Annotated in this window: 24 protein-coding genes; 21 read left to right on the forward strand and 3 right to left on the reverse strand. The window is 66.6% G+C overall.

Going from position 1 to position 25793, the window contains the following annotated elements; translation table 11 throughout:
* Positions 1-11 precede the first annotated feature (11 nt).
* Entirely contained in the window at positions 12-1088 is a 1077-nt protein-coding gene (locus ACLV74_RS10940; RefSeq protein ID WP_411879428.1) for an extracellular solute-binding protein, read from the reverse strand.
* A 219-nt stretch (positions 1089-1307) separates the two neighbouring features.
* On the opposite strand from ACLV74_RS10940, the gene ACLV74_RS10945 reads away from it, so the two are divergent.
* From ACLV74_RS10945 to ACLV74_RS11015, 15 genes are all read left to right on the forward strand, one after another.
* Positions 1308-2153, forward strand: a complete 846-nt coding sequence (locus ACLV74_RS10945) for a TatD family hydrolase (protein ID WP_411879429.1) — start codon at positions 1308-1310, stop codon at positions 2151-2153.
* Positions 2150-2671, forward strand: coding sequence for a DNA-deoxyinosine glycosylase (locus tag ACLV74_RS10950; RefSeq protein WP_411879430.1), 522 nt, complete (start codon positions 2150-2152; stop codon positions 2669-2671). Before ACLV74_RS10945 ends, ACLV74_RS10950 begins: the two co-directional genes overlap by 4 nt.
* A complete protein-coding gene (locus ACLV74_RS10955) occupies positions 2671-3444 on the forward strand; it encodes a spermidine synthase (protein ID WP_411879431.1) in 774 nt (257 codons plus the stop codon). The genes ACLV74_RS10950 and ACLV74_RS10955 overlap by 1 nt, the downstream gene beginning before the upstream one ends.
* A gap of 53 nt (positions 3445-3497) precedes the next feature.
* The gene (locus ACLV74_RS10960; RefSeq protein ID WP_411879432.1) at positions 3498-5300 is read left to right on the forward strand and encodes a GspE/PulE family protein; all 1803 of its coding nucleotides are present in this window, start codon (positions 3498-3500) and stop codon (positions 5298-5300) included.
* A gap of 284 nt (positions 5301-5584) precedes the next feature.
* Positions 5585-6070 carry a tripartite tricarboxylate transporter TctB family protein gene (locus ACLV74_RS10965; protein WP_411879433.1) on the forward strand — a complete coding sequence of 162 codons (486 nt, stop codon included), beginning with the start codon at positions 5585-5587 and terminating at the stop codon, positions 6068-6070.
* Positions 6071-6083: 13 nt separating this feature from the next.
* A complete protein-coding gene (locus tag ACLV74_RS10970; RefSeq protein WP_411879434.1) occupies positions 6084-7595 on the forward strand; it encodes a tripartite tricarboxylate transporter permease in 1512 nt (503 codons plus the stop codon).
* A 120-nt stretch (positions 7596-7715) separates the two neighbouring features.
* On the forward strand, positions 7716-8696 hold the full coding sequence (locus ACLV74_RS10975) for a Bug family tripartite tricarboxylate transporter substrate binding protein (protein WP_411879435.1): 981 nt from the start codon (positions 7716-7718) through the stop codon (positions 8694-8696).
* 207 nt (positions 8697-8903) lie between these two features.
* Entirely contained in the window at positions 8904-10514 is a 1611-nt protein-coding gene (locus ACLV74_RS10980; protein ID WP_411879436.1) for an ABC transporter substrate-binding protein, read from the forward strand.
* Between the two features lie 58 nt (positions 10515-10572).
* Complete coding sequence (locus ACLV74_RS10985) at positions 10573-11538, forward strand: ABC transporter permease (protein WP_411879437.1); 966 nt, start codon at positions 10573-10575, stop codon at positions 11536-11538.
* Between the two features lie 46 nt (positions 11539-11584).
* Positions 11585-12493, forward strand: coding sequence for an ABC transporter permease (locus ACLV74_RS10990; protein ID WP_411879438.1), 909 nt, complete (start codon positions 11585-11587; stop codon positions 12491-12493).
* Positions 12494-12511: 18 nt separating this feature from the next.
* A complete protein-coding gene (locus ACLV74_RS10995; protein ID WP_411879439.1) occupies positions 12512-13612 on the forward strand; it encodes an ABC transporter ATP-binding protein in 1101 nt (366 codons plus the stop codon).
* Entirely contained in the window at positions 13609-14601 is a 993-nt protein-coding gene (locus ACLV74_RS11000; protein WP_411879440.1) for an ABC transporter ATP-binding protein, read from the forward strand. Before ACLV74_RS10995 ends, ACLV74_RS11000 begins: the two co-directional genes overlap by 4 nt.
* Positions 14598-15293: a GntR family transcriptional regulator gene (locus ACLV74_RS11005; RefSeq protein WP_411879441.1), complete on the forward strand. Its 696-nt coding sequence runs from the start codon at positions 14598-14600 to the stop codon at positions 15291-15293. The genes ACLV74_RS11000 and ACLV74_RS11005 overlap by 4 nt, the downstream gene beginning before the upstream one ends.
* Before the next feature lie 61 nt (positions 15294-15354).
* On the forward strand, positions 15355-16965 hold the full coding sequence (locus ACLV74_RS11010) for a gamma-glutamyltransferase family protein (protein ID WP_411879442.1): 1611 nt from the start codon (positions 15355-15357) through the stop codon (positions 16963-16965).
* Between the two features lie 9 nt (positions 16966-16974).
* Positions 16975-17910, forward strand: a complete 936-nt coding sequence (locus ACLV74_RS11015; protein ID WP_411879443.1) for a DMT family transporter — start codon at positions 16975-16977, stop codon at positions 17908-17910.
* A gap of 128 nt (positions 17911-18038) precedes the next feature.
* Here ACLV74_RS11015 and ACLV74_RS11020 read toward each other — a convergent pair whose 3' ends face one another.
* Entirely contained in the window at positions 18039-19079 is a 1041-nt protein-coding gene (locus tag ACLV74_RS11020; protein ID WP_411879444.1) for a M48 family metalloprotease, read from the reverse strand.
* A gap of 33 nt (positions 19080-19112) precedes the next feature.
* Positions 19113-19721, reverse strand: a complete 609-nt coding sequence (locus ACLV74_RS11025) for an SH3 domain-containing protein (protein WP_411879445.1) — start codon at positions 19719-19721, stop codon at positions 19113-19115.
* Between the two features lie 38 nt (positions 19722-19759).
* Here ACLV74_RS11025 and ACLV74_RS11030 point away from each other — a divergent pair, with 38 nt between their 5' ends.
* From ACLV74_RS11030 to ACLV74_RS11055, 6 genes are all read left to right on the forward strand, one after another.
* Entirely contained in the window at positions 19760-20554 is a 795-nt protein-coding gene (locus tag ACLV74_RS11030) for an SDR family oxidoreductase (RefSeq protein WP_411879446.1), read from the forward strand.
* An 18-nt stretch (positions 20555-20572) separates the two neighbouring features.
* Positions 20573-20947 carry a hypothetical protein gene (locus ACLV74_RS11035; RefSeq protein WP_411879447.1) on the forward strand — a complete coding sequence of 125 codons (375 nt, stop codon included), beginning with the start codon at positions 20573-20575 and terminating at the stop codon, positions 20945-20947.
* A 39-nt stretch (positions 20948-20986) separates the two neighbouring features.
* Complete coding sequence (locus ACLV74_RS11040) at positions 20987-22030, forward strand: LacI family DNA-binding transcriptional regulator (RefSeq protein ID WP_411879448.1); 1044 nt, start codon at positions 20987-20989, stop codon at positions 22028-22030.
* A 121-nt stretch (positions 22031-22151) separates the two neighbouring features.
* On the forward strand, positions 22152-23171 hold the full coding sequence (locus ACLV74_RS11045; RefSeq protein WP_411879449.1) for a Bug family tripartite tricarboxylate transporter substrate binding protein: 1020 nt from the start codon (positions 22152-22154) through the stop codon (positions 23169-23171).
* A gap of 2 nt (positions 23172-23173) precedes the next feature.
* Entirely contained in the window at positions 23174-24454 is a 1281-nt protein-coding gene (locus ACLV74_RS11050) for a glucarate dehydratase family protein (protein WP_411879450.1), read from the forward strand.
* A 105-nt stretch (positions 24455-24559) separates the two neighbouring features.
* Positions 24560-25714 (forward strand): ABC transporter substrate-binding protein, encoded by a 1155-nt coding sequence (locus tag ACLV74_RS11055; protein ID WP_411879462.1) that lies wholly within the window; start codon positions 24560-24562, stop codon positions 25712-25714.
* Positions 25715-25793 lie beyond the last annotated feature (79 nt).

Below are 25793 nucleotides of genomic sequence, written 5' to 3' on the forward strand. Positions count from 1 at the left end.
AGGGGGGCTATTCAATTGGCAGCTTTAATACGGTCCAGTACGCGGCCTTCGATGTCTTCAATGCCTGCGGGAACGGCCGGGTACCACTTCACATTTTTCAGCGCGGCTTCGGGGAAGCTGGCGGCGAACTGGGCCTTGAGCTTGGGGTCGGCCAGCTGGTCGGCGCCCTTGGAGGCGGTGAAGTTGCCGGCCGAGCCCGCGACCTTGGCGGCGATTTCAGGGCGCATGTTGAAGTTGATCCAGGCGTAGGCGGCGGCATCGTTGCGGCCCTTGGCGGGGATGGCGAAGGTGTCTATCCAGCCGAGCGCGCCGGACTTGGGCGCGACGAACTGGATCTCGGGTTTTTCGGCATTGAGTTTCCAGCCGCCTGTGTCCCACATCATGGCGCCCACGACTTCGCCGGCGCGCATGCCGTTGAGCAGCTGGTCCTTGTTGTCCCAGTAGAACTTGATGTTGCTCTTGCAGGCCACCATGGTCTTGCCGACTTCGTCCATCAGCGCGCCGTAGGCTTTCGGGTCCTTGTACAGCGCGAACGGGTCCTTGCCGGAAGCGAAGGCAAAGGCCAGCAGGGTGGGGCGCTTCAGGCGCACGGCGGTCTTGCCCTTGACGTCGGCCTTGCAGAGGTCGGGGTAGTCCGTCATCTTGGCCAGCCTGGTGTTGACGACCAGGCCGTCGGTGCCCCAGATGTGCGGCAGGCCGTAGACCTTGCCGTCCAGCGTGGTGTTCTTTTTGGTGGCTTCCAGCATGGAGGGGATGAAGAGCTCGGACTTGATCTTGCTGAGGTCCATGGGCTTGTAGATGCCGAATTCCTGCTGCGGGCCGGTGATGCGGTCCTGCGAGGGCTGGGCCAGGTCGAAGCCGGCGCCGCCGGTGGCGCGCAGCTTGGAGATCATTTCCTCGTTGTTCGAGAGGGTGAGTTCGACGTCGATGCCGGTTTCCTTCTTGAACTGCGCCACGACCTCGGCCGGCACGTAGTCGGCCCAGGTGATCAGGCGCAGCTTCTGGTCTTGCGCCCATGCGGTGCCGCTGAGGCTGGTGGCAACAAGGCCGGCGCCGAGAATCTGGCTCATCAGGCGGGATAATTTCATTTGGCTTTCCTTGGGTTGTCAGTTGAAGTAAGGGTGACGAAGCAGGAGATCAGTTGAAAAGACCGGGACCTGAAGAGGCAGGCGGTCCGCCGAAAAGAGCATAGCGTGTCCCGATTTCATTTCTGTGTCAACATCTCCGGCGACACGGACAACCCCCGCATCCCTTGCTGCCGCCCGCTTCTTCATGGCTTCTTTCTTCTTACCGCACCACTTCAGCGCATGAGCTCCTGGATAGACACGCATTGCCACCTCGACGCCGGTGAACTGGCCGCCGACGTGGACGCGGTGCGCGCGCGCGCGGCCGCCGAGGGCGTGGCGCATTGCGTGATCCCGGCGGTGGGTGTCTTCAACTTCGAGGCGGTGCGGCTGCTGGCGCACCGGTTTTCCGACAGCTACGGGCTGGGCATACACCCGCTGTGCGTGCCGCAGGCCCATGACGCCGACCTGGCGGCGCTGGACGCGGAACTCACGCTCAGGCGTGACGACCCGCGGCTGGTGGCGGTTGGTGAAATCGGCCTGGATTATTTTGTGCCGGCGCTCACGCAAAGCCCGATGCGCGAGCGCCAGGAACACTTTTACCGCGAGCAGCTCAAGCTGGCGCGCAAGCACGGCCTGCCTGTGATCCTGCACGTGCGGCGCTCGGCCGACAAGCTGCTCAAGCACCTGCGCGACCTGGCGCCCGAAGGCGGCTGGCACGGCATAGGCCATGCGTTCAACGGCAGCGAACAGCAGGCGGGCGAATTCCTGAAGCTGGGCTTCAAGCTGGGCTTTGGCGGCGCGGTGAGTTTCGAGCCGGCGCTGCAATTGCGGCGCCTGGCGGCCGAGCTGCCGCTGGAATCCCTCGTGATGGAAACCGATTCGCCCGACATCCCGCCGCACTGGATTTACACCACCGCCGGCGAACGCGAGGCCGGCAAAGCGCAGGGCCGCAACGAGCCGGGCGAGCTGCCGCGCATTGCGCAGCAGGTGGCGGAGTTGCGCGGCATCAGCGTGGAGGCGCTGGCCGCCGCGACCACGGCCAATGCGCGGCATGCGCTGCCCAAACTGGGGGCGCTGCTCGGATGAAGGCGGCACCGGTACCGCCGGCGCTGACCGGCCTGGCGCCGCTGGTCTCCGGCAACACACGCTTGCTGATCCTGGGCAGCTTCCCGGGCGCGGCCTCGCTGGCGGCGCAGCAGTATTACGGCCACCCGCAAAACCATTTCTGGAAAATCCTCAAGGCGATCTGGCCGCCCGGCCCGCAGGACACGGGGCCTGGCGGCTACCAGGCGCGCAGCGAATGGCTGCTGGCCAAAGGCCTGGGGCTGTGGGACGTGTATGCGGCCTGCGAACGCGAGGGCAGCCTGGACAGCGCGATCCGCAACGCGGAGGTGAACGACCTGGCGGGCCTGCGGCGCCTGTGCCCGGCGCTGGAGGCGGTGGCCCACAACGGCGGTGAAAGCTACAAGCATTCGAAGCACACATTGGCGCTGGGATTGCCGGTTTACAAGCTGCCCTCGACCAGCCCGGCGAATGCCTCCTGGAGTTTTGAGCGCAAACTCGCGGCCTGGCGCGAAGTTTTTGAAAAACACGGACTGGTTTGATGCAAAGAAAAGAAAAAGATACGGTGAAGGCTGCGGTGGAATTGCCGGAAGTCAATTTCTCCGACTACGGCGACGTGCGTTTCCTGCACCTGGGCACCGAATGGGTGCAGGGCTCCATGCTGCGCGACGCGCCCTATGACATCGAGCTGGAGTACGTGCAGCGCATGATGGCCGGGCTGCTGTTCATGGATGCCGCCGGCCTGCCGAAAAAACACGCGATGCAACTGGGCCTGGGCTCGGCGGCCCTCACCAAGTTTTGCTACAAGAAGCTGCGCATGAAAACCACGGCCATCGAAATCAACCCGCAGGTGGTCACGGCCTGCCGGGTCTGGTTCAAGCTGCCGCGCGACGACCTGCGGCTGCACGTCATCGAGGCCGATGCCTCCGTGGAAATCAAAAAGCCCGCGCACCAGGGCGCGGTGGATTTGCTGCACGTGGACCTCTACGACCATGAAGCGGCCGCGCCGGTGCTGGACAGCGCCGACTTCTATGCCGACTGCCGCGCACTGCTGGCCGAGGACGGCGTGATGACGGTCAACCTGTTCGGACGCGACTCCAGCTACCTGCAGTCGCTGACCAAGATCGCCGAAGCCTTCGGCCCCGAGGCGGTGTGGGCCTTCACCCCGACGCGCGAAGGCAACACCGTGGTGCTGGCCCAACGCGAGCCCACGCGGCCCGAGCGCGCCGAGCTCCTGCAGCAGGCCGGCGTGATCGAGTCGCGCTGGGACCTGCCGGCCAAAAAGTGGCTGCGGCTGTTCAAGCCGGCGGCCTGAAGGGGCGCGCTGGAAGGTTCTAAGCCCGCCAAGGATGGGGTACAGTGCCAGCCATGAGCGCCGCGCCCCACCCCAAGCCCCACCGCGACCCGCACCCCAAAAAAGGCCATGCCGGCCCGCTCGACTGGCGCACGCTGGTGGAGTGGCTCAGCGAGGACGGCGTGATCAGCGCCAACGAAGCGCAGCGCACCATTGCGCGCTGCTCGCAGGTGCAGAGCGCGCAGCCGCCGCTGATACGGCTGGCCAGCGTGGGCATGACGCGCCTGGAGGACGGCAAGCCGCTGGACATGGAAACCATCGCGCAGTGGCTGGCGGGCCGGGCACACCTTTCCTACCTGCGCATAGACCCGCTCAAGGTGGACGTGGGCAAGGTGGCCGACACCATGTCGGCCGTGTACGCCGAGCGCCACAAGGTGCTGCCGGTGCAGGTCACGCCGACCGAGGTGGTGATCGCCACCTCCGAGCCCTTCGTCACCGACTGGGTGCAGGAAGTCGAGCGCCAGGCCAGGCGCAGCGTGCGCCTGGTGGTGGCCAGCCCGCTGGAGATCACCAAGTACACCGCCGAATTTTTCGCGCTGGCCAAATCGGTCAAGGCCGCGATCAAGGCGGGCGGCGGCTCCGGCACGGCGAGCTTCGAGCAGCTGGTGGAGCTCAACAAAAGCAACAAGCAGCTGGACGCCAACGACCAGGGCGTGGTGCAGGTGGTGGACTGGCTCTGGCAATACGCCTTCGACCAGCGCGCCAGCGACATCCACCTGGAGCCGCGCCGCGAGCAGGGCGTGATCCGTTTCCGCATCGACGGCGTGCTGCACCCGGTCTACCAGCTGCCCATGGGCGTGCACAACGCGATGACGGCGCGCATCAAGCTGCTGGGCCGCATGGACGTGGTCGAAAAGCGCCGCCCGCAGGACGGCCGCATCAAGACCCGCAACCCGCGTGGCGACGAAGTTGAAATGCGCCTGTCCACCTTGCCCACGGCCTTCGGCGAGAAGATGGTGATGCGTATCTTCGACCCGGACAGCACGGTCAAGAGCCTGGATGCGCTGGGGTTCGCGCAGCACGATGCCGAGCGCTGGGAGGCGCTGGTCAAGCGGCCGCACGGCATCATCCTGGTCACCGGGCCGACCGGCTCGGGCAAGACCACCACGCTGTATTCCACGCTCAAGCGGCTGGCGACCGAAGAGGTCAACGTCAACACCATCGAAGACCCGATCGAAATGATCGAGCCGTCCTTCAACCAGACGCAGGTGCAGGCGCACCTGGATTTCGATTTCCCCGAAGGCCTGCGCGCGCTGATGCGGCAGGACCCGGACATCATCATGGTGGGCGAAATCCGCGACCTGCAAACCGCCGACATGGCGGTGCAGGCGGCGCTCACCGGCCACCTGGTCTTCAGCACGCTGCACACCAACGACGCGCCGTCGGCGGTCTCGCGCCTCATGGAGCTGGGCGTTCCCTCCTACCTGATCAACGCCACGCTGCTGGGCGTGCTGGCCCAGCGGCTGGTGCGCACCCTGTGCAGCAGCTGCCGCGTGCCCGACGAGAACGCCTCGCGCGAAACCCTGGCCGAGCTGGTCAAGCCCTGGCAGATCAGCGGCGGCTACCGGCCCTACAAGCCGGTGGGCTGCGTGGACTGCCGCATGACGGGCTTTCGCGGGCGCATGGGCCTGTATGAACTGCTCACGGTCACCGAAGGCTTCAAGGAAAAGGTTTCGAAAGAGCCCAACATCGACGCGCTGCGGCGCCAGGCGGTCAGCGAAGGTATGCGCCCGCTTCGGCTGGGCGGCGCGCTGAAAGTGGCCGAGGGGCTGACGACCATAGAGGAAGTGCTGGCCTCCACGCCGCCGCTTTCCTAGGAGCCGCTCAAAAATTCTCCTGGCGTTGTTGCGCCGCCTTGCCGTACTGGTGTACTGTCTGCGGCGACGCGCCTGGCCAGGACCGCTTCGCTGGGTTTTGTGAACGGCTCCAAAAAACAGCGGCACTACGGGTTTTCACTGCTTTTCGCGCCGGCCGGCTTTCATGTAAGTGAGGGGTAAGCGAAAGATAGAGTGAAAGGTAAGTGAAAGCCACATGTCGCCCCCGGGGGATTGAATGCACAATCCACCGATTCTTTCTTTTTAAACGTATTGAGGAGACAGCCGTGAATATCAAAAGTCAGAAAGACTTTTTCTCCGGCCTCATGTTCATGGGCGTCGGGGTGGCGTTCGCATGGGGTGCGACTACCTACAACGTGGGCGAAGGCGCCCGCATGGGCCCGGGCTACTTCCCGCTGATGCTGGGCATCCTGATGACCCTGCTTGGCGCGGGCATCACCTTCAAGGCGCTGGTGGTGGAAACCGTGGGCGGCGACAAGATCGGCAAGTGGGCCTGGAAGCCGCTGTCCTTCATCATCCTGGCCAACCTGGTGTTCGGCATCCTGCTGGCCGGCCTGCCCAGCATCAAGGTTCCCGCCATGGGCATGATCGTGGCGATCTACGCGCTGACCTTCATCTCCAGCATGGCCGAAACCGGCTGGAAGGTCAAAAACACCTTCATCCTGGCAACGGTGCTGGCCATCGGCAGCTACCTCGCCTTCGTCGTCCTGCTCAAGCTGCAGTTCCCGGTCTGGCCGTTCTTCATCGGCTAAGGAGATATAAAAAATGGAATTGCTATCCCACCTGTCGATAGGTTTTGGCGTCGCGTTCACGCCCATCAACCTGCTGTATTGCCTGATCGGCTGTATTCTGGGCACGCTGATCGGCGTGCTCCCCGGCATCGGCCCCGTGGCGACCATCGCCATGCTGCTGCCCGCCACCTACGCGCTGCCGCCCGTGTCGGCGCTGATCATGCTGGCCGGCATCTATTACGGCGCCCAGTACGGCGGCTCCACCACCGCCATCCTGGTGAACCTGCCGGGAGAATCCTCCTCGGTGGTCACCTGTATTGACGGCTACCAGATGGCCCGAAAAGGGCGGGCCGGGCCCGCGCTGGCCGCGGCCGGCCTGGGTTCCTTCTTCGCCGGTTGCGTGGGCACCCTGATCCTGGCGGCCTTCGCGCCGCCGCTGACCGAACTGGCCTTCAAGTTCGGCCCCGCCGAATACTTCGCGCTGATGGTGCTGGGCCTGATCGGCGCCGTGGTGCTGGCTTCGGGTTCGCTGCTCAAGGCGATTGCCATGATCGTGCTGGGCCTGCTGCTGGGCCTGGTCGGCACCGACGTGAATTCCGGCGTTGCCCGCTTCAGCTTCGACATCCCCGAACTGACCGACGGCATCGGCTTCGTGACCATCGCCATGGGCGTGTTCGGTTACGGCGAAATCATCAGCAACCTGGCGCAGCCCGAGCATGAGCGCGAGGTGTTCACCGCCAAGGTGTCCGGCCTGTTCCCGACCAAGGAAGACTTCAAGAACATGCTGCCGGCCGTGCTGCGCGGCACTTTCCTGGGCTCGGCCCTGGGTATCCTGCCGGGCGGCGGCGCGCTGCTGGCGGCCTTCGCGGCCTACGCGCTGGAAAAGAAGATCAAGTCCAAGCCGGGCGAAGTGCCTTTCGGCCAGGGCAACATCCGCGGCGTGGCCGCGCCCGAGTCGGCCAACAACGCCGGCGCGCAGACCTCCTTCATCCCGCTGCTGACGCTGGGCATCCCGCCCAACGCCGTGATGGCGCTGATGGTGGGCGCGATGACCATCCACAACATCCAGCCGGGCCCGCAGGTCATGACCAGCAACCCCGAACTGTTCTGGGGCCTGATCGCCTCGATGTGGATCGGCAACGCGATGCTGGTGATCCTGAACCTGCCGCTGATCGGCATGTGGATCAAGCTGCTGACCGTGCCTTACCGCTACCTGTTCCCGGCCATCGTGCTGTTCTGCGCGATCGGCGTGTACTCGACGAACAACAACACCTTCGACATCTGGATGGTGGGCATCTTCGGCGTGATCGGCTACCTCTTCGTCAAGCTCGGCTGCGAACCCGCGCCGCTGCTGCTGGGCTTCATCCTGGGCCCCATGATGGAAGAAAACCTGCGCCGTGCGCTGCTGCTGTCGCGCGGCGACTGGAGCGTGTTCGTGACGCGTCCGCTGTCGGCCGGCCTGCTGGGCGCCGCCTTGCTGCTGCTGATCATCGTGCTGCTGCCGACGGTGAAGAACAAGCGCGAAGAAGCTTTCGTCGAGGAGTGATTCTCACGCAGCCGGCGCGAAAGCGCACGCGGCACCCAAGCACAAAAGGCACCTTCGGGTGCCTTTTGTTTTGCCTGTTTGCAAGCGAGTGGGCACGCAAAACCGTTGCACAATCGCTGGATGAAACGTACACATATCATTCACCTCGCGGCGGCTTTTTCAGCGGCTTTTTCCCTGGCATTCACGGCACCCGTCCTGGCCCAGAGCTATCCCTCCAAACCGATACGCATGATCGTGCCTTTCCCGGCCGGCGGCGCGACCGACATCCTGGCGCGCGCCCTGTCGCAAAAGCTGGGCGAAAAAATCGGCCAGACGGTCATCGTCGACAACCGCCCGGGCGCCGGCGGCACCATAGGCGCCGACGCGGCTTCCAAGGCGCCGGCCGACGGCTACACGCTGCTGCTGGCTACCTCCAGCACGCACAGCATAGGCCCGGCCATCAACCCGAAAATTCCCTACAACGCCGAGACCGACTTCACGCCGATTGCCTACGTGGCGAGCTCGCCCAACGTGGTGCTGGTGCCGAATTCGTCGCCGTCCAAAAACATGCGGGAATTCATCGAGCATGCGCGCAAGAACCCGGGGCGGCTGAACTATGCCTCCAGCGGCAACGGCACCATCGTCAACCTGACCAGCGAGTATTTCAAGGCGCAGTCGGGCACCTTCATGCTGCACATTCCCTACCGCGGCACGGCGCTGGCCATGCCGGACCTGATCAGCGGCAAGGTCGACGTGCTGTTCGATTCCTTCGTCACCGGCATGCCCCACGTCAGGGACGGCAAGCTGCGGGCGCTCGCGGTTACCTCGCTCAAGCGCACCTCGCTCGCGCCCGACATGCCGACGGTGGCGGAAACCCTGCCGGGCTTCGAGTCGGTCACCTGGTTCGGCGTGTACGGCCCCAAGGGCATGCCGCCGGAGCTGGCGGGCAAGGTCAACCAGGCCCTCAACGCCGCGTTGGCCGAGGCCGACGTGAAGGACCGTTTCGCCAAGCTGGGCGCGGAACCCACGGGCGGCACGCCGGCGGCCTTTGCGGCCATGGTCAGGGCGGATACCGCCAAGTGGAGAAAAATCATTACCGAACGGAAAATCACCGCGGATTGATACGCAGGCGTTTGTGAAGATGCATGCACATGCTTAGTGCCCGCGCACAACAGCGCGGCACGGGCAGGCCGCCGGGCGGGGCGGTTTCAAAGTGCAAAACGGAATAAATCCAATAAAAACAGGCGCTTGAAATAAACATGCGGCGCCGGAGCCGGACTGGCACATTGCATGCATCGCAAGGTCATTCTCAACCTTGCGGAGCTCTCCATGCTTTCTGTGTTCAAGCAAGTCCATCGCATCGCGCTGGCCCTTCCGCTGGCCGCGGCATTCGCCCACGGGGCCATCGCCGAAACCGTGGCCCGCTACGGGATCTCCATGGCGGACATCCCGCTGACCACCGGGCAGCCCGACCGCGGCGCCGGGGCTTACCAGTTCACCGGCCACACGATTTACGACCCGCTGGTCGCCTGGGAGTCCAACATCGGAACGCGCCCCGGAAAGCTGGTGCCGGGCCTGGCGACCGAATGGAAGAGCGACCCCAAGGACCCGAAAAAGTGGACCTTCAGCCTGCGCAAGGGCGTGAAGTTCCACGACGGTTCGGACTTCAATGCCGATGCCGTGCTGTGGAACCTGGAAAAGGTGCTCAACGACAAGTCGCCGCAGTTCGATGCCAAGCAGAGCGCCCAGGTGCGGCCGCGCATCCCGTCGATCGCCAGCTATAAAAAAACCGGCGAGCTCACGGTCGAGGTCATCACCAAGGACGTGGACGCGCTGTTTCCGTACCAGCTGCCGTGGTTCCTGATCTCCAGCCCCGCGCAGTGGGAAAAAATGGACAAGGACTGGGCCAAGGTGGCCTTCCAGCCTTCGGGCACCGGCCCGTTCCGGCTCGACAAGCTGGTGCCGCGCGAACGCGCCGAGCTGGTCAAGAACACGGGCTACTGGGACACCAAACGCCTGGCCAAAACCGACCGCATCATCCTGCTGCCGATTCCAGAAGCGCTGACGCGCGCCAACGCCCTGCTCAGCGGCCAGGTGGACCTGATCGAGACGCCGCCGCCCGACGTGCTGGAGCAGCTCAAGAAGGGCGGCTTCAGGGTGGTGAGCAACGTCACGCCGCATGTGTGGCCCTACCATTTCAGCACCCTGCCGGGCTCGCCCTGGACCGACATCCGCGTGCGCAAGGCCGCCAACCTGGCGATCAACCGCGACGAGGTGGTCAAGCTGCTGAACGGCCTGGCTACGCCGGCCAAGGGCCAGATCGACGCCTCCAGCCCCTGGTTCGGCAAGCCGGCCTTCGACATCAAGTACGACCTGCCGCAGGCCAAGGCGCTGATGGCGCAGGCGGGTTATTCCAAGGCCAAGCCGCTGAAGGCCAAGGTCATCATCGCGCAGGGCGGCACCGGGCAGATGCTGTCGCTGCCCATGAATGAATACATCCAGCAAAGCCTGGCGGAAATCGGCATTTCGCTGGAGTTCGAAGTGGTGGAACTGGAAAACCTCTACCTGCACTGGCGCAGCGGCGCCAAGGCCGACATGAGCGCCGGCAAGGGCATCAGCGCCATCAACCTCGGCTACGTCACGTCCGACCCGTTCTATGCGCTGACGCGCTTCGTCGACAGCCGCTACATCGCGCCCAACGGCGTGAACTGGGGCAATTTCTCCGACCCGAAAGTGGACGCGACCGTGGACAAGATCCGCACCACGTTCGACGTGAAGACGCAGGACGCCCTCCTGGCCAGCATTCACCAGACCATGGTGGACCAGGCGCTGATGCTGTGGGTGGTGCATGACGTGAACCCGCACGCGCTGTCGCCCAAGGTCAAGCAGTTCGTGCAGGCCCAGCACTGGTTCCAGGACCTGACCACCATCGGCATGTGACCGGCCCCGGCCCGGGCGCCGAAGTGCCCGGGCCGTCTCTTTTCTTTTGAAGCCCCGCATGTTCGCCTACCTGCTTCGCCGCCTTTTTTATACGCTGCCGATCGCGCTGGGCGTGACGCTGCTGTCTTTCCTGCTGGTCTACATCGCGCCCGGCGATCCGCTCAACGCGATTGCGCCGGCCGATGCGCCGGCCGAAGTCGTGACGGCGCTCAAGGCCGCCTACGGCCTGGACAAGCCCCTGCCCGTGCAGTACGGGCTGTGGCTGGCGCGCGCCGTGCGCGGCGACCTGGGCGTGTCCATCGCCTCGGGCCGGTCGGTGCGCACCGAGGTGTTTGCCGCGGTGAAAAACACCTTGATGCTGGCCGCTTTCGCCGCGCTGCTGGGCATGGTCTCGGGCGTGGCGCTGGGCGCCATCGCCGGCAACCACATAGGCGGCTGGGCGGACCGGCTGGCCAGCGGGCTGTCGGTGCTCGGGGTCAGCGTGCCGCACTACTGGCTGGGGCTGGTGCTGACCATTGTGTTTTCCGTCTGGCTCGACTGGCTGCCCGCCATGGGCGCCGGGCCGGGCAGTTCCGCCGACGGCGGCAACGGCTGGGCCTGGGACTGGGCGCACTTCAGGCACCTGGTGCTGCCCGGCGTGACGCTGTGCGTGATTCCCATGGGCATCGTGACGCGCACCGTGCGGGCGCTGGTGGCCGAGACGCTGCAGCAGGAGTTCGTGACGGCGCTGTGGGCGCGCGGCCTGGGCCGCGTGGCGGTGTTCCGGCACGTCGCCAAAAATGCGCTGCCCACCATCCTGGCGGTGGCCGGCCTGCAGCTGGGGTATTTGATGGGCGGCTCCATCCTGGTCGAAACCGTTTTTGCCTGGCCGGGCACGGGATTTTTGCTGAACACCGCGATTTTCCAGCGCGACATTCCGCTGCTGCAGGGAACCATCCTGGTGCTGTGCATGTTTTTTGTGGCGCTCAATTTGCTGGTGGACGTGCTGCAGCCGCTGATAGACCCGCGCATGCGCCGGGCGTGAAGCGGCGCGGAATTTTGCAAGCCTTTCCCGTTTTACAAGGACCCTGATGCCGGCGACCGTTTCCCACTCCTTGCCCGCGGCCGCGCCGGCGTTTGTGCTGCCGCCGCAGGCCGCCAGTGCCGGCTACTGGCTGTCGGTATGGCGGCGGCTTCGCCGCGACCGCCTGGCCATGGCGTGCGCGGCCATCCTGCTGCTGCTGGTGCTGGCGGCGGTGTTCGCGCCCTGGGTCGCGCCGGCCGATCCATTCAAGACCAGCATGCTCAAGCGCCTGCTGCCGGTGGGCAGCGCGGGCAACTGGCTGGGCACCGACGAGCTGGGCCGCGACCTGCTGAGCCGCCTGATTTACGGCGGGCGGCTGTCGCTCACCATGGGCATCGTGCCGGTGGCGCTGGCCTTTGTGATCGGCACCGCCATCGGCGTGACGGCCGGCTTCCTGGGCGGCAAGGTCAACATGGCGGTCATGCGCACGCTGGACGTCTTTTATGCGTTTCCCTCGGTCCTGCTGGCGGTGGCGATTTCAGGCGCCATGGGCCCGGGCATGAGCAACAGCCTGGTGGCGCTGACCATCGTCTTCATTCCGCAGATTGCCCGGGTGGCCGAAAGCGTGACGACGCAGGTGGCCCGGCTTGACTACATCGATTCCGCGCGCATGAGCGGCGCCGGCGCGCTGGCCATCATCCGCCTGCAGGTGCTGGGCAACGTGCTGGGCCCGGTGTTCGTCTATGCCACCGGCCTGATCAGCGTCTGCATGATCCTGGCGTCGGGCCTGTCCTTCCTGGGACTGGGCGTTCGCCCGCCGGAAGCGGAATGGGGCCTGATGCTCAACACCCTGCGCTCCGCCATCTTCAACAACCCGCTGGTGGCGGCCTTGCCCGGCGCGATGATTTTCATCACCTCGATCTGCTTCAACCTGCTGGCCGACGGCATACGCTCGGCCATGGATCTGCGCCGCTGAATCCGCATGAGCCTTCCCATGACCATCCCCACACCCCCGCCGCCCGAGGCGGCCCTGCTTCCCACGCCCGACCGGGGCGGCCCGGCGCAGCCCCTGCTGGCCGTGCGCGGCCTGGTCAAGCACTTCCCGGTGCGCGACCCCTTCTGGGTGCGCCCGCGGCGCGCCGTCCACGCGGTCGACGGCGTGAGCTTCGAGGTGGCCAAGGGGGAAACGCTGGGCATCGTCGGGGAGTCGGGCTGCGGCAAGTCCACCACCGCCCGCCTGGTCGCGCGGCTGGTGGCGCCCGACGCCGGCAAGCTGGTGTTCGACGGCGAGGGCGTGGGCGAATTCGGCGGCGTGTCCCTGCAGGACTACCGGCGCGGCCTGCAGATGGTGTTCCAGGATTCCTTTGCCTCGCTGAACCCGCGCATGACGGTGGAAGACACGATCGCCTTCGGCCCGCGCGTGCACGGCGTGGGCGCGGCCGCGGCGCTGGCGCGTGCCCATGATTTGCTGGAGCGCGTGGGCCTGCGCGCCGCGCAGTTCGCGGCCCGCTACCCGCACGAGCTGTCGGGCGGCCAGCGCCAGCGTGTGAATATCGCCAGGGCCCTGGCGCTGGAGCCGCGCCTGCTGATCCTGGACGAGGCGGTCGCGGCGCTGGACAAATCGGTGCAGGCGCAGGTGCTCAACCTGCTGCAGGCGCTCAAGGCCGAGCATGGGCTGACCTACATCTTTATTTCGCACGACCTGCACGTGGTGCATTACCTGTGCGACCGCGTGATGGTGATGTACCTCGGCCAGGTGGTGGAGGTCGGCCCCGTGGAGCAGATTTACGCCGCGGCCCGCCATCCCTACACGCAGGCGCTGCTGTCGGCCGTGCCGTCCATGGACCCGGCGCGCCGCACCACCCGGGCGCCGCTGGCCGGCGACCCGCCCAACCCCATCAGCCCGCCCGGCGGCTGCCGCTTTCGCGACCGTTGCCCGAAAGCCGAAGCGGTGTGCGCCGGCGCGGCCCCGGTGCTGGGCGCATGGTCGGCGGCGGCAACAACGCATGAGGTCGCCTGCCACATGGCGGTCGCGGGGTCCGGGCATTCGGCCGCGCCGGCTCTACCGTCTTCGTCGATGCAGGGGGCTTCATGACGGCGCCCCTTCTTCCCCCTCTGCTGTCGGTGCAGGACCTGAACGTCACCTTCAGGGGCGAGCGTACCGTGCAGGCCCTGCACGGCGTGAACCTGGAACTGGCGCAAGGCGAGACGCTGGGCCTGCTCGGCGAATCGGGCTCGGGCAAAAGCGTCACGCTGCGCACCCTGCTGCGGCTGAACCCGCCCAAAACCACCGGGGTGCAAGGCCGCATCCTGGTGGACGGCCAGGATGTGCTGGCCCTGCAGGGCGCGGCGCTGAACCGCTACCGGGGCGCCGTGGTGTCCATGGTGTTTCAGGAGTCGGGCCTGGCCTTCGACCCGGTCTACACCATAGGCCGGCAGATGGTCGAGATGATCCGCGCCCACGAGGCGGTGGACGCGAAAACCGCCGGCGCGCGCGCGCTGCAGATGCTGGAGCGCGTGCAGATTCCGCAGGCGGCACGGCGCATGCAGGCCTATGCGCATGAGCTGTCGGGCGGCATGCGCCAGCGCGCCATGATTGCCCTGGCGCTGTGCTGCAAGCCCAGGCTGCTGCTGGCCGATGAGCCCACCACGGCGCTGGACGCGACGGTGCAGATCCAGATCCTGCTGCTGCTGCGCGAGCTGCAGCGCGAGCTCGGCATGTCGGTGATTTTTGTCACCCACGACATAGGTGCGGCGGTCGAGATCTCGGACCGCCTGGCCATCATGTACGCCGGCCGCATCGTGGAGCAGGGCCGTGTGGCCGACGTCATTGCGCGGCCCGAGCACCCTTACACCCGCGGCCTCATGGGCTCCACCGTGATGCCCGGCATGCGCGGCCGGCCGTTGCCGGCGATTGACGGCGCGCCGCCCGACCTGGCGCAACTGCCCGCCGGTTGCGCCTTTGCGCCGCGCTGCAATGCCGGCAGCGAGGTCTGCCGCGCGCGCGTGCCTGAACTGGCAGCGCACGGCACGCACCAGGCTGCCTGCTGGCATCCGGCGACACCGGCGGCGATGTTGCCATGACGGCCGTGACCGCGCATCCGCTGGCGGGCCAGGGCAGCTTGTGCGAGCGCGTCTTCAGCCGCCTGGCCGATGAAATCGTGCTGGGCCAGTTGCCGCCCGGCACGCACCTGGATGAAAAAGCCATTGCCAGCCGCTGCGGCGTTTCGCGCACCCCGGTGCGCGAGGCGCTCAAGCAACTGGCCGCCACCGGCCTGGCCAACTACCGCCCGCACCGCGGCTCGGTGGTGCGCAGCCTGACCTCCGCCGACCTGGACCTGATGTTCGAGGCCATCGCTGAGCTCGAGTCCTCCTGCGCCCGCTATGCCGCGCTGCGCATGACGCTGCCCGAGCGCGAGGCTTTGCGCGCCTGCCACGCGCTGGGCCGGCAGGCCGCGCGCGAGCGCGACATGGAGCTGTATGACCGCGCCAACCGTGAATTCCACGCGCTGGTGTTCGCGGGCGCGCACAACCCCTTCCTGCAGGAAACCACGGGCGCCTTGCGGGACCGCGTGATGCCCTTCCGGCGCGGCCAGTTCGCGAGGCACGAGCGGCTGGAAGAATCCGTCCTTGAGCACAGCCGCGTGGTCAATGCCATCCTGGCGGGCGATGCCGAGGCGGCCGGGCAGGAGATGCGCAACCATTTGCTGTCGGCGCGCATGGCGGCTGCGCGCCTGTCGGCCGCCGCCGCGGCTTGCACTCCCGCCGCCCTCTGACGCCTGGCCGCGGGCCTTCCGGGCGCCGTTCCCTTTGTTTTAAACCCTGGATAATCCCGCCATGAACTTCAACTTCGGCAACCCCTACACCTCCACCCGCCTGCCGCTGTTCGCGCGCAACGTCGTGTCGACCTCGCACCCGCTGGGCGCGCAGGCCGGCCTGCGCATGATGCTCAAGGGCGGCAACGCGGTCGATGCAGCCATTGCGGCGGCGGCCGCCATGACCATCGTCGAGCCGGTGAGCAACGGCCTGGGCAGCGATGCCTTCTGCATCCTGTGGGACGGCAAGGAACTGCACGGCCTCAATGCCTCGGGCCGTGCGCCGCAGAGCTGGACGCCGGAGTACTTCCAGCGCAAGTACGGCGCCGACGCACAGACGCCGCCCAAGCGCGGCATGGATTCGGTCACCGTGCCGGGCGCGGTCGCCAGCTGGATGGCGCTGAGCGAGCGCTTCGGCAAGCTGCCCTTTGCCGACCTGATGGAGCCGGCCATCGAAATCGCCGAGCGCGGCTACCTGTTGCCGACCGTGGTGCAGCAGAAGTGGGCGGCCGCTACGGACGAACTCAAGTCGCTCCCGGGATTCGCGCAGTCCTTCCTGCCCTGGGGCCGCGCGCCGAATGTGGGCGAGTTGTTCCAGTTCAAGGCCGCGGCCAAGGCTCTGCGCGCGATTGCCGAGACCAAGGGCATGGCCTATTACGGCGGTGCGATTGCCCAGGCGATTGAAAAATTCTCCGCGCAGAACGGCGGCAGCATCACCGCCAAAGACTTTGAGAACTACAAACCCGAATGGGTCAAGCCCATAGGCCGGGACTACCGCGGCTACACGCTGCATGAGATCCCGCCCAACGGCCAGGGCATTGCCGCGCTGATCGCGCTGGGCATCCTGGACAAGTTCGACGTGGCCGGCATGCCGGTCGACGGCGTGGATTCGCAGCACCTGCAGATCGAAGCCATGAAGCTGGCCTTTGCCGACGTGTACAACTATGTGGCCGAGCCCTCGTCAATGGCGGTGACGGCCGAGCAAATGCTAGATGACGCCTACCTCGCATCCCGTGCCAAACTGATCGACATGAAAAAGGCACAGGACTTTGGCGCGGGCAACCCCGTCAAGGGCGGCACGATTTACCTCACGGCGGCCGACGAAGACGGCATGATGGTGAGCTTCATCCAGAGCAACTACATGGGCTTCGGCTCGGGCTGCGTCGAGCCCGAATTCGGCGTCAGCCTGCAAAACCGCGGCCACGGCTTCAGCCTGCAGCCGGGCGCCAACCAGGTCGCGCCGGGCAAGCGGCCCTTCCACACCATCATCCCGGCCTTCGTGAGCAAGGACGGGCAGCCGGTGATGAGCTACGGCGTGATGGGCGCCAACATGCAGCCGCAAGGCCACATGCAGACGCTGGTGCGCATGCTGGACTACGGCCAGAACCCGCAGGCCGCCTGCGATGCGCCGCGCTGGCGCTACAACGCGGGCCTGGAGATCAACGTCGAGTCCGCCATGGACGCGGGCACGGTGCAGGGCCTGGCCGGACGCGGCCACCGCATGGAAGTCATCAACGACTCCTACCAGGATTTCGGCGCGGGCCAGTTCATCTGGCGCGCCGGCAACCCCAAGGTTGAAGGTTATGTGGCGGCCAGCGATGCGCGGCGCGACGGCCAGGCCGTGGGTTTTTAAGAAGCGATTTTGAGTCCATCACCCCACACCCCCACAACCCCGACGCTTCCCGCGACCCCGGCAGAGCCCAAAAGCCTGGTCCCCGGCCTGCTGCTGGCCACCTTCGGCGCCATCGCCTTCAGCGGCAAGGCCATCATCGTCAAGCTGGCTTACCGCTACGGCGTGGATGCGGTCACCCTGATCATGTACCGCATGCTGTTCGCGCTGCCCATCTTCGCGGTGATGGCCTGGTGGGCCAGCCGCGGCAAGGCGGCGCTCACGCGCAAGGACTGGCTGGGCGTGCTGTGGCTGGGCTTCACGGGTTACTACCTGGCGAGTTTTCTGGACTTCGCCGGGCTGGCTTTCATCAGCGCCTCGCTGGAGCGCCTGATTCTTTACCTCAACCCCACGCTGGTGCTGCTGCTGGGCCTGGTGATGTACAAGCGCCGCGTCAGCGCGCCGCAGATCATCGGCATGGCCATCAGCTATTGCGGCGTGGTGCTGGTGTTCGGCCACGAGATCACGCTGCAGGGCGCCGACGCGGCCTGGGGCGCGCTGCTGGTGTTCCTGAGCGCGGTAAGTTACGCGCTGTACCTGGTCTACAGCGGCGAGATGGTCAGGCGCCTGGGCGCGCTGCGCCTGGTGGGCCTGGCCACCACGGTGGCGTGCCTGTGTTGCCTGCTGCAGTTCGTGCTGCTGCGGCCCATGAGCGCCGCCGCCGTCGCGCCCGAGGTGATCTGGCTGTCGCTGCTCAATGCGACGCTGTGCACCGCCGTGCCCGTGCTCATGGTGATGATGGCCATCGAGCGCATAGGCGCCGGCATGGCCGCGCAGACCGGCATGGTGGGGCCCATGTCCACCATCCTGATGGGCGTGCTGATTCTGGGTGAGCCGTTCACGGCCTGGGTGGCGGCGGGGACGGCGCTGGTGATTGCCGGCATCTTTGTGTTCACCAGAACCAGATAGAGCCCCCACGGTCGCTCACTTCGTGTAGCTCCCTGCCCCCGAGGGGGCGCTGCGCCTGCGGCCCGGCAAAGCCGGTTCCGCGGCCCCGGCTGGCATAAGCCTCCACACCTTCGCAGCGGTCGGGCTTTTTATTTTTTGGCTGATGGCTTTGCAGGTGCCTGGGCTGCCGTGGGCCGGCGGTTCGAAGCACTCACGCGCTGCGCCACCGTGACGGCCGGCTGGCCGGCATAGGCGTCCAGGCGCGTGCCCATGGCTTGTTCCAGCTGGTTCAAACGCGTTTGTGCGGGCGGGTGCGTGCTCAGCGACAAGGCGAACAGCGCGTCGTCGGGTGCGGCGGTGCGCAACTGCTGCAGCACCGCGACCAGGCCGTAGGGGTCGAAGCCCGCGCGCGTGGCCAGGGCCACGCCGCTGCGGTCGGCGTCGAATTCATCCTGCTGGTCCAGCCCCTTGGTGTACATGTTGCGTCCCAGCGCCAGCAGCTGCGAGGACACCAGGCCGCCCAGGTCGTTCTTGAGCTGCGAGCCGATGACCTGCGTCAAGAGGCCGGCGCGCGCGGCCTTGTTCATCGCGATCAGGTGGTGTTTGGCCGTGACGTGGGTGATCTCATGGGCCAGGATGCCGGCCAGCTCGCCTTCGTCGGCGACGCGGTCTATCAAGCCCTTGGTGACGAACACATAACCGCCCGGCGTGGCGAAGGCGTTGAAGCCCGGGTCGTCGAGGACGGCGAAGGTCCAGGGCAGGTCGGGGCGGGACGACTGCAGGCTGATCCAGCGGCCCAGCTGGTTGACGTAGCGCTGCAGGGCCATGTCGGGGTAGAGCGGCTTGCTGCCCAGCAGCACGGCGGCCAGCTGCTGGCCGATCTGGATCTCGCGCGGCTCGTCGATCTGGTCCAGCGACTGCGACAGCAGCTGCACCAGGTCGCCGCCCTGGGCCGCCTGCTGCGCGCCCGCCGGCGCCAGGCTGGCGCCCAGCAGCGCGCCGGCGATGCCGGACGGCGAGTTGGGTTGCGGTGCCGGCTGCGCGGGCTGGCCGGGGCGTATCAGCGACTGGAACAGGCCGCCCAGCGCCTTGCCCGCGTCCTGCGCCTGGGCAGCGGGGGAGGCCAGGCCGGCGAGGAGCGCCAGGAGGGCCAGGGAAGGAGCCGCGCGGCCGAAGTGGTGAAGATGCATGTCGATGCCTCCTGTTTTTTTGTCGTTGCTTTGTCAGCGGCTGTACTGGTCGGGCCCGGCGGCGCCGGGCGCGGCCGGCGGCGGCGCGGGCACCGGCAGCGGCTCGACCTGCCGGCTGCTGAGCGAGGCGCCGCCGGCGAACTGCCGGGCCTGCGCGGCGTTCACGCGGTTGGCGTCGGCCTGCGCCACCGCAGCCAGGTTGGGCTGCGCATTGGCCAGGTCTTCGGCGCCCAGGCCGCGTATGCCGACGGTGGAGGTGGACACCGTGCTGGAAGGCGTCTGCGCGCTGCCCTTGTTGAAAAAGCTTGAAAGGCTGCGCAGCGCGCCGGTTCCGGCGCCGCCCGATGGCGCGCTGGCCGAGGTGATGTCGAACATGTGCACCCAGCCGCTGGTGCCGTCGGCCGTGCGCACCTTGATCCAGGCGCCCTGGCGCTCGCCCAGGCGTGTCACCGAGGTCTGCACCGGCAGCGGCGCCAGGCTGCGGGCCGTGTCGCCCGGGCCGTCGCGCAACTGCGCCGCGCGCTTGATGAGCACCGCTTCGCCCTGCGGCTGGGCCTGGGCCGCGGCGCCGAAGGCCAGCAGGGCGGCCAGCAGCAAGGGGATAACCACCCCCGCCTGCATGTTGGATTTACTCAGTATCATCAGCCGCTCTCCCCCCGTGTTGTCATCAAGGAATTATTATGGATTTGGGTATAGCAGGCAAATGGGCGCTGGTGTGCGGCGCGAGCAAGGGTCTGGGCCTGGGCTGCGCGCAGGCGCTGGTGCGCGAAGGCGCGCATGTGCTGATCGTGGCGCGCGGGGAGGAAGTGCTGCGGGCCGCGGCCGCCCAGCTGACGGCCGACAAGGCCAGGCCGGCGAGTGCCAGCGTGCAATACGTCGCGGCCGACATCACCACCGTGGAAGGCCGCGCCGCGGTGTTCGCGGTGCGCAAGGACTTCGACATCGTGGTGACCAATGCCGGCGGCCCGCCGCCCGGCGACTTCCGCGACTGGGACCGCGACACCTGGATCAAGGCGGTGGACGCCAACATGCTGACCCCGATCGAACTCATCAAGGCCACGGTCGACGGCATGGCCGCGCGCGGCTTCGGGCGCATCGTCAACATCACCTCCAGCGCGGTCAAGGCGCCCATCGACATCCTTGGCCTGTCCAACGGCGCGCGCAGCGGCCTCACCGGTTTTGTGGCCGGCGTGGCGCGCAGCAAGCTCGCGGCGCAGGGCGTGACCTTCAACAACCTGCTGCCCGGCGCCTTCGAGACCGACCGCCTGCGCGACAACTTCAGCAGCGTCGCCCAAAAAAGCGGCCAGCCTCTGGAAGCCGTCATGGATGCGCGGCGCAAGAATATCCCCGCCCAGCGTTTCGGCACGCCCGAGGAGTTCGGCAGCATTTGCGCTTTCCTCTGCAGCCAGCAAGCCGGCTACATGACCGGGCAGAACGTGCTGGCCGACGGCGGGGCCTACCAGGGTACTTACTGATACGGAGGGGGCAATCCCATGAGCCTGCGTTACCTCAGCTTTGGATATGCCGAAGATACCGACGGCACAGGTTCGATGGAGGCCGTGGCCTCCACCTGGCCGGAGCGCGCGCCGGCCGTGCATGCCGAGGTCGTGCGGGTGCTGGACTGGGCACATGCGCAATTCCCGGGCCGGCGCGGCCCGCTCGACGAAGGCTTTGACTGGGACTACGACCTGCACGGCCTGCTCGAATACACGGCGCCGCAGGTGTTGCTTTACGACGAAGCGGCGCGCGCGGTGACGGTACTTGCCGATCCGCCCGGCAAGCCGCGGCACACTGTCACCTTGTCCCTCAGCGGCAGCGCTGAATTTTGCGATGCCTTCAGGCGGGAGTTCGGCCTGGATGAGGAATGAACGGCCGCTGCGGGCCAGGTTAGCGTTAACATCCGGGGCATGAAGTCACCCTCAGAGACGCTGCGAAAAGCCAAGCGCGCCCCGCGCCCCGGCACCGGCGGCATCACCCTCAGCGACGTGGCCAGCCTGGCCGGTGTTTCGGCCATCACGGTGTCGCGCGCGCTCAACACGCCGGCGGCGGTGTCGCCCGAAACGCTGGAGCGCGTGCGCGGCGCGATTTCGCGCAGCGGCTATGTGCCCAACCTGGTCGCCGGCGGCCTGGCATCCAACCGCAGCCGCCTGGTGGCGGCGCTGGTGCCCACCATCGCCGGGCCGGTGTTCCTGGAAACCATACAGGCGCTGACCGACGCGCTGGCCGAGGCCGGCTGCCAATTGATTCTGGGCCAGAGCGGCTACAGCGGCGCGCGCGAAGACGCGCTGATCGACGCCATCGTGGGCCGCCGGCCCGACGGCATCGTGCTGACCGGCATCATGCATTCTTCCGAGGGCCGGCGCCGCCTGCTGGCCTCGGGCATTCCCATCGTCGAAACCTGGGACATCACGCCCACGCCCATTGACATGATCGTCGGGTTTTCACAGGAGAAAGCCGGCGCCGAAGTGGCCGACTACCTCTACCGCAAGGGCTACCGCAAACCCGCGCTGATCACCGCCGACGACCAGCGCGCCATGCTGCGGCGCACGGGTTTCGAGCAGCGCTTCGCGGCGCTGGGCGTGCCCGCGATTCCCGCCTGCATGGTGCCCGCGCCCTCGTCGCTGGCCAACGGGCGGTCCGGCTTCGCGCAGCTGTGGGCCGGGCATGGGCAGACCGACGTGGTGTTCTGCGGCTCGGACGTGATCGCGCAGGGCGTGATCACCGAAGTGCAGGCCATGGGCATGACGGTGCCGGGCGACGTGGCGGTCATGGGTTTCGGCGACATGCCCTTTGCCGCGCACACCCATCCCGCGCTCAGCACCGTGCGCATAGACGGCACCTCCATAGGCCGCCAGGCAGCGCGTTTTATCCTGGACCGCGTCGAGGGCCTGGACCCCGGTCCCAAGGTCCGCGACCTCGGGTTTTCCATTATCGAAAGAGCCAGCGCCTGACTTGACGGCACAGGTTTTGCTCATTAACATCCTCATTTGTTAGCGCTAACATAAGCGTTCGATCAAGACCCGGAACGTCCGCCGGACGGGCAGGGGCCCTAAAACATCAGGAGACAAAAAGATGAGCACTCACTTCACGCGCCGCACGGCGCTGGGCAGCCTGGGCGGCCTGGGCCTTTCGGCGCTTTCCGCGTCCTTGCCGCTGCGCGCGCTGGCCGCCGGCGACACCACCACGCCGGGCTGGCCCACCAAGCCGATCTCTTACGTCGTGCCTTTCACGCCCGGTGGTTCCACCGACGTCATAGGCCGCACCCTGTCGCAAAAACTCTCGGAAACCCTGGGCCAGCCGGTGGTGGTCGACAACAAGCCTGGCGCGGCCGGCGCCGTGGGCGCGAGCTACGTGGCCAAGGCCAAGCCCGACGGCTACACGCTGTTCGGCGGCACCATCAGCACGCATGCCATCAATGCCAGCCTCTACAAGAACCTGCCCTACGACCCGGTGAAGGATTTCGAGCCGGTCTCGCTGGTGGCCATGCTGCCCAATGTGCTCATCGTGAATCCGGCGCTGGGCCTCAATTCGGTGGCCGACCTGGTGGCGCTGCTCAAGCGCGACCCGACCAAGCGCTATTTCGCGTCGTCGGGCGCGGGCACCTCCACCCACCTGGCCGGAGAGATGTTCGCCGAGCTGATAGGCGTGCCGCTCACGCACGTGGCCTACAAGGGCACGCCGCCCGCGATGATGGACGTGGTGGCCGGGCAAGTACCTTTCATGTTCGACCAGATGACGGCCGCCGTCTCGCTGGTGCAGGCCGGCAAGCTCAAGCTGCTGGCCGTGACCACCGCCAAACGCATCGCGCTGGCGCCCGAACTGCCCACCATGATGGAGTCGGGCATCGCGAAGTTCGAGATGTCGTCCTGGCAAGCCGTCTATGCGCCCAAGGGCACGCCGCAGCCCATCGTGCAGCGCCTGAATGCCGAGATCACCAAGATCCTGAAAATGCCCGACGTGGTTGCCAAGCTGCACGACCAGCTCGGCATGGAAATCATCGCGAGCACCCCCAACGAACTGGCCGCCCACATGAAAAGCGAAATCACGCGCTGGGCCGAGCTGGTCAAAAAATCCGGAGCCACGGCAAGCTGACAATGAGAAAAAACGACATCCGCATCACGCACGCCCGCGTCACGCCCATTGCGTTCCGCGACGGCCCGCTGCTCAACGCCAGCGGCATCCACGAGCCCTGGGCCCTGCGCAGCATCATCGAACTCGAAACCTCCGACGGCCGCCTGGGCATTGCCGAAACCTATGGCGACGCGCCCATGCTGGCGGTGCTGGAGCAGGCGCGCGCGCTGGCCATCGGCCTTTCGCCCTTCGACCTCAACGTGATGGAGCAGCGCGTGCGCGCCAGCATCAAGCCGGGGCAGGGCGGCGGCGTGCAGTTTGAACTCGCGCCCGGTTCCCACACCGCGAAGAACGCCGAGAAGGTCATCAGCGCGCTGGAAGTCGCGATGCTCGATCTGCAGGGCCAGTTGCTGAACCTGCCCATCTGCGACCTGCTGGGCGGCGCGGTGCGCGACGCCGTGCCGTACAGCGCCTACCTGTTCTACAAATACGCCGAGCATGCGGACAAGCCCTATGCGCCCGACGCCTGGGGCGAGGCCGTGACGCCCGCGCAACTTGTCAAACAAGCCCAGGCCATGGTGGACCAGTACGGCTTCAAAAGCATCAAGCTCAAGGGCGGTGTATTCACGCCCGCCGAAGAGATCGCCGGCATCAAGGCCTTGCGCAAAGCCTTTCCCACGCATCCTTTGCGGCTGGACCCGAACGCCAACTGGTCGCTGCAGACCAGCATTGACGCCGCGCCCGAGCTCGACGAACTGCTTGAGTACTACGAAGACCCGACGCCGGGCCTCGAAGGCATGGCCGAGCTTGCCAAACATTGCCGCAGCCCGCTGGCCACCAACATGGTGGTCACCACCATGGACGAGTTCCGCCGCAACGCGTCGCTGAACGCGGTGAAGATCCTGCTGTCGGACCACCACTACTGGGGCGGCCTGCGCGCCACGGCATCGCTGGCGCGCATGTGCGAGGTCTTCGGCATGGGCATGTCCATGCATTCGAACTCGCACCTGGGCATCAGCCTGATGGCGATGACGCATGCGGCGGCCGCGATTCCCAACCTCACCTATGCCTGCGACACGCATTACCCGTGGCAGGAAGAAGAAGTCATCAAGGGCGGCCGCATCCAGTTTGAAGAAGGCGCCGTCAGGGTGCCGACAGCTCCCGGACTGGGCGTGGAACTCGACCCGGCCAAACTGGTCGAACTGCACCAGCAATACCTTGATTGCGGGATACGCAACCGCAACGACCTGGCGCAGATGCGCAAATACCAGCCGGAATTTTCCGGCGTGAGCCCGCGTTTTTAGGGGCCGGCCGAAGCCCGCATTTCCGTTTTCCCTGTTCACCGTTCACCGTTCGCTTTTCACACCAACAATGAAGGAGACAAGATCATGATCAAGTTCGAGCATTTGATGTCCCGCCTGGCCCGGGGCCTGCGGGCCGCGGGCTTCCTCGCGGCGTTCGCGGGCGCTTCGGCGTTCGCGCAGCCCGTGACCCTCAACGTCGTCGACGTGGCCGGCAACCTGGCGCTCACGCAGGAAGCGCTGGAGTCCTTCGCCGCGAAGAACCCGACGCTGGTCTCGCGCATCACCTTCACCAAGGCGCCGTCGCCCGAGCTGCCCGGCAAGATACGCGCCATGCAGGCCGCCGGCCGCACCGACATCGACCTGGTGCTGACCGGCACCGACGCGCTGGCCGCGGGCATCGCGCTCAACCTCTGGGAGCCGCTGCTGCCCGCGCATGCCGCGACATTCCCCAACCTGGTGGACAACTACCTGCCGGCCGCGCGCAAGATGCAGGACCTCTCCAGCGGCCAGGGCGTCATGGTGACTTACACGCCGGCAGGCCCGCTGCTCGAGTACAACCCAGACAAGGTCAAGACCCCGCCCAAGACGCCCGCCGAACTGCTGAGCTGGTGCAAGGCCAATCCCAACAAGCTGATCTACGCGCGCCCGGCCAACTCCGGCCCCGGCCGCACCTTCCTGATGGGCCTGCCCTACATGCTGGGCGACAAAAACCCCAAAGACCCGATCGCCGGCTGGGACAAGACCTGGGCTTACCTGAAAGAACTCAACAGCTGCATCGAGTACTACCCCACAGGCACAGGCGCCGTGTTCAAGGAACTCGGCGAAGGCTCGCGCGACATGACCGTGACCATGACCGGCTGGGACATCAACCCGCGCGCATTGGGTGTAGTGCCCAAGCAGTTCAAGGTCGCGGCCTTCAGCAATTTCACCTGGGTCGATGATGCGCACTTCATGGTCATGCCCAAGGGCCTGCCCGCCGCGCGCCAGGCCGTGGTGCTGGAGCTGATGGCCTTTTTGCTCAAGCCCGCGCAGCAGGCGCTGACCTATGACGCCGGTTATTTCTACCCCGGCCCGGCCGTGAAGGACGTGCCGCTGAGCGCCGCGCCGCAAAAAAGCCAGGACGTGATCAAGGAGTTCGGCCGCGCCGAGTACGCCGACTGGATCGCCAAAAACCCGCACGCCCAGCCGCTGGAAGACAAGGCCCTGGTGGCCGCCTTCAAGAAGTGGGATCAGGAAATCGGTTCGGGCAAGGCGAAGTAGGAGTCGCTCAAAAACCCTCCTGGCGTTGTTGCGCCGCCTTGCCGTGCTGGTGCACTGTCTGCGGCGACGCGCCTGGCCA

Source organism: Polaromonas sp. YR568 (assembly GCF_943369415.1).
Taxonomy (GTDB): Bacteria; Pseudomonadota; Gammaproteobacteria; order Burkholderiales; family Burkholderiaceae_C; genus Polaromonas.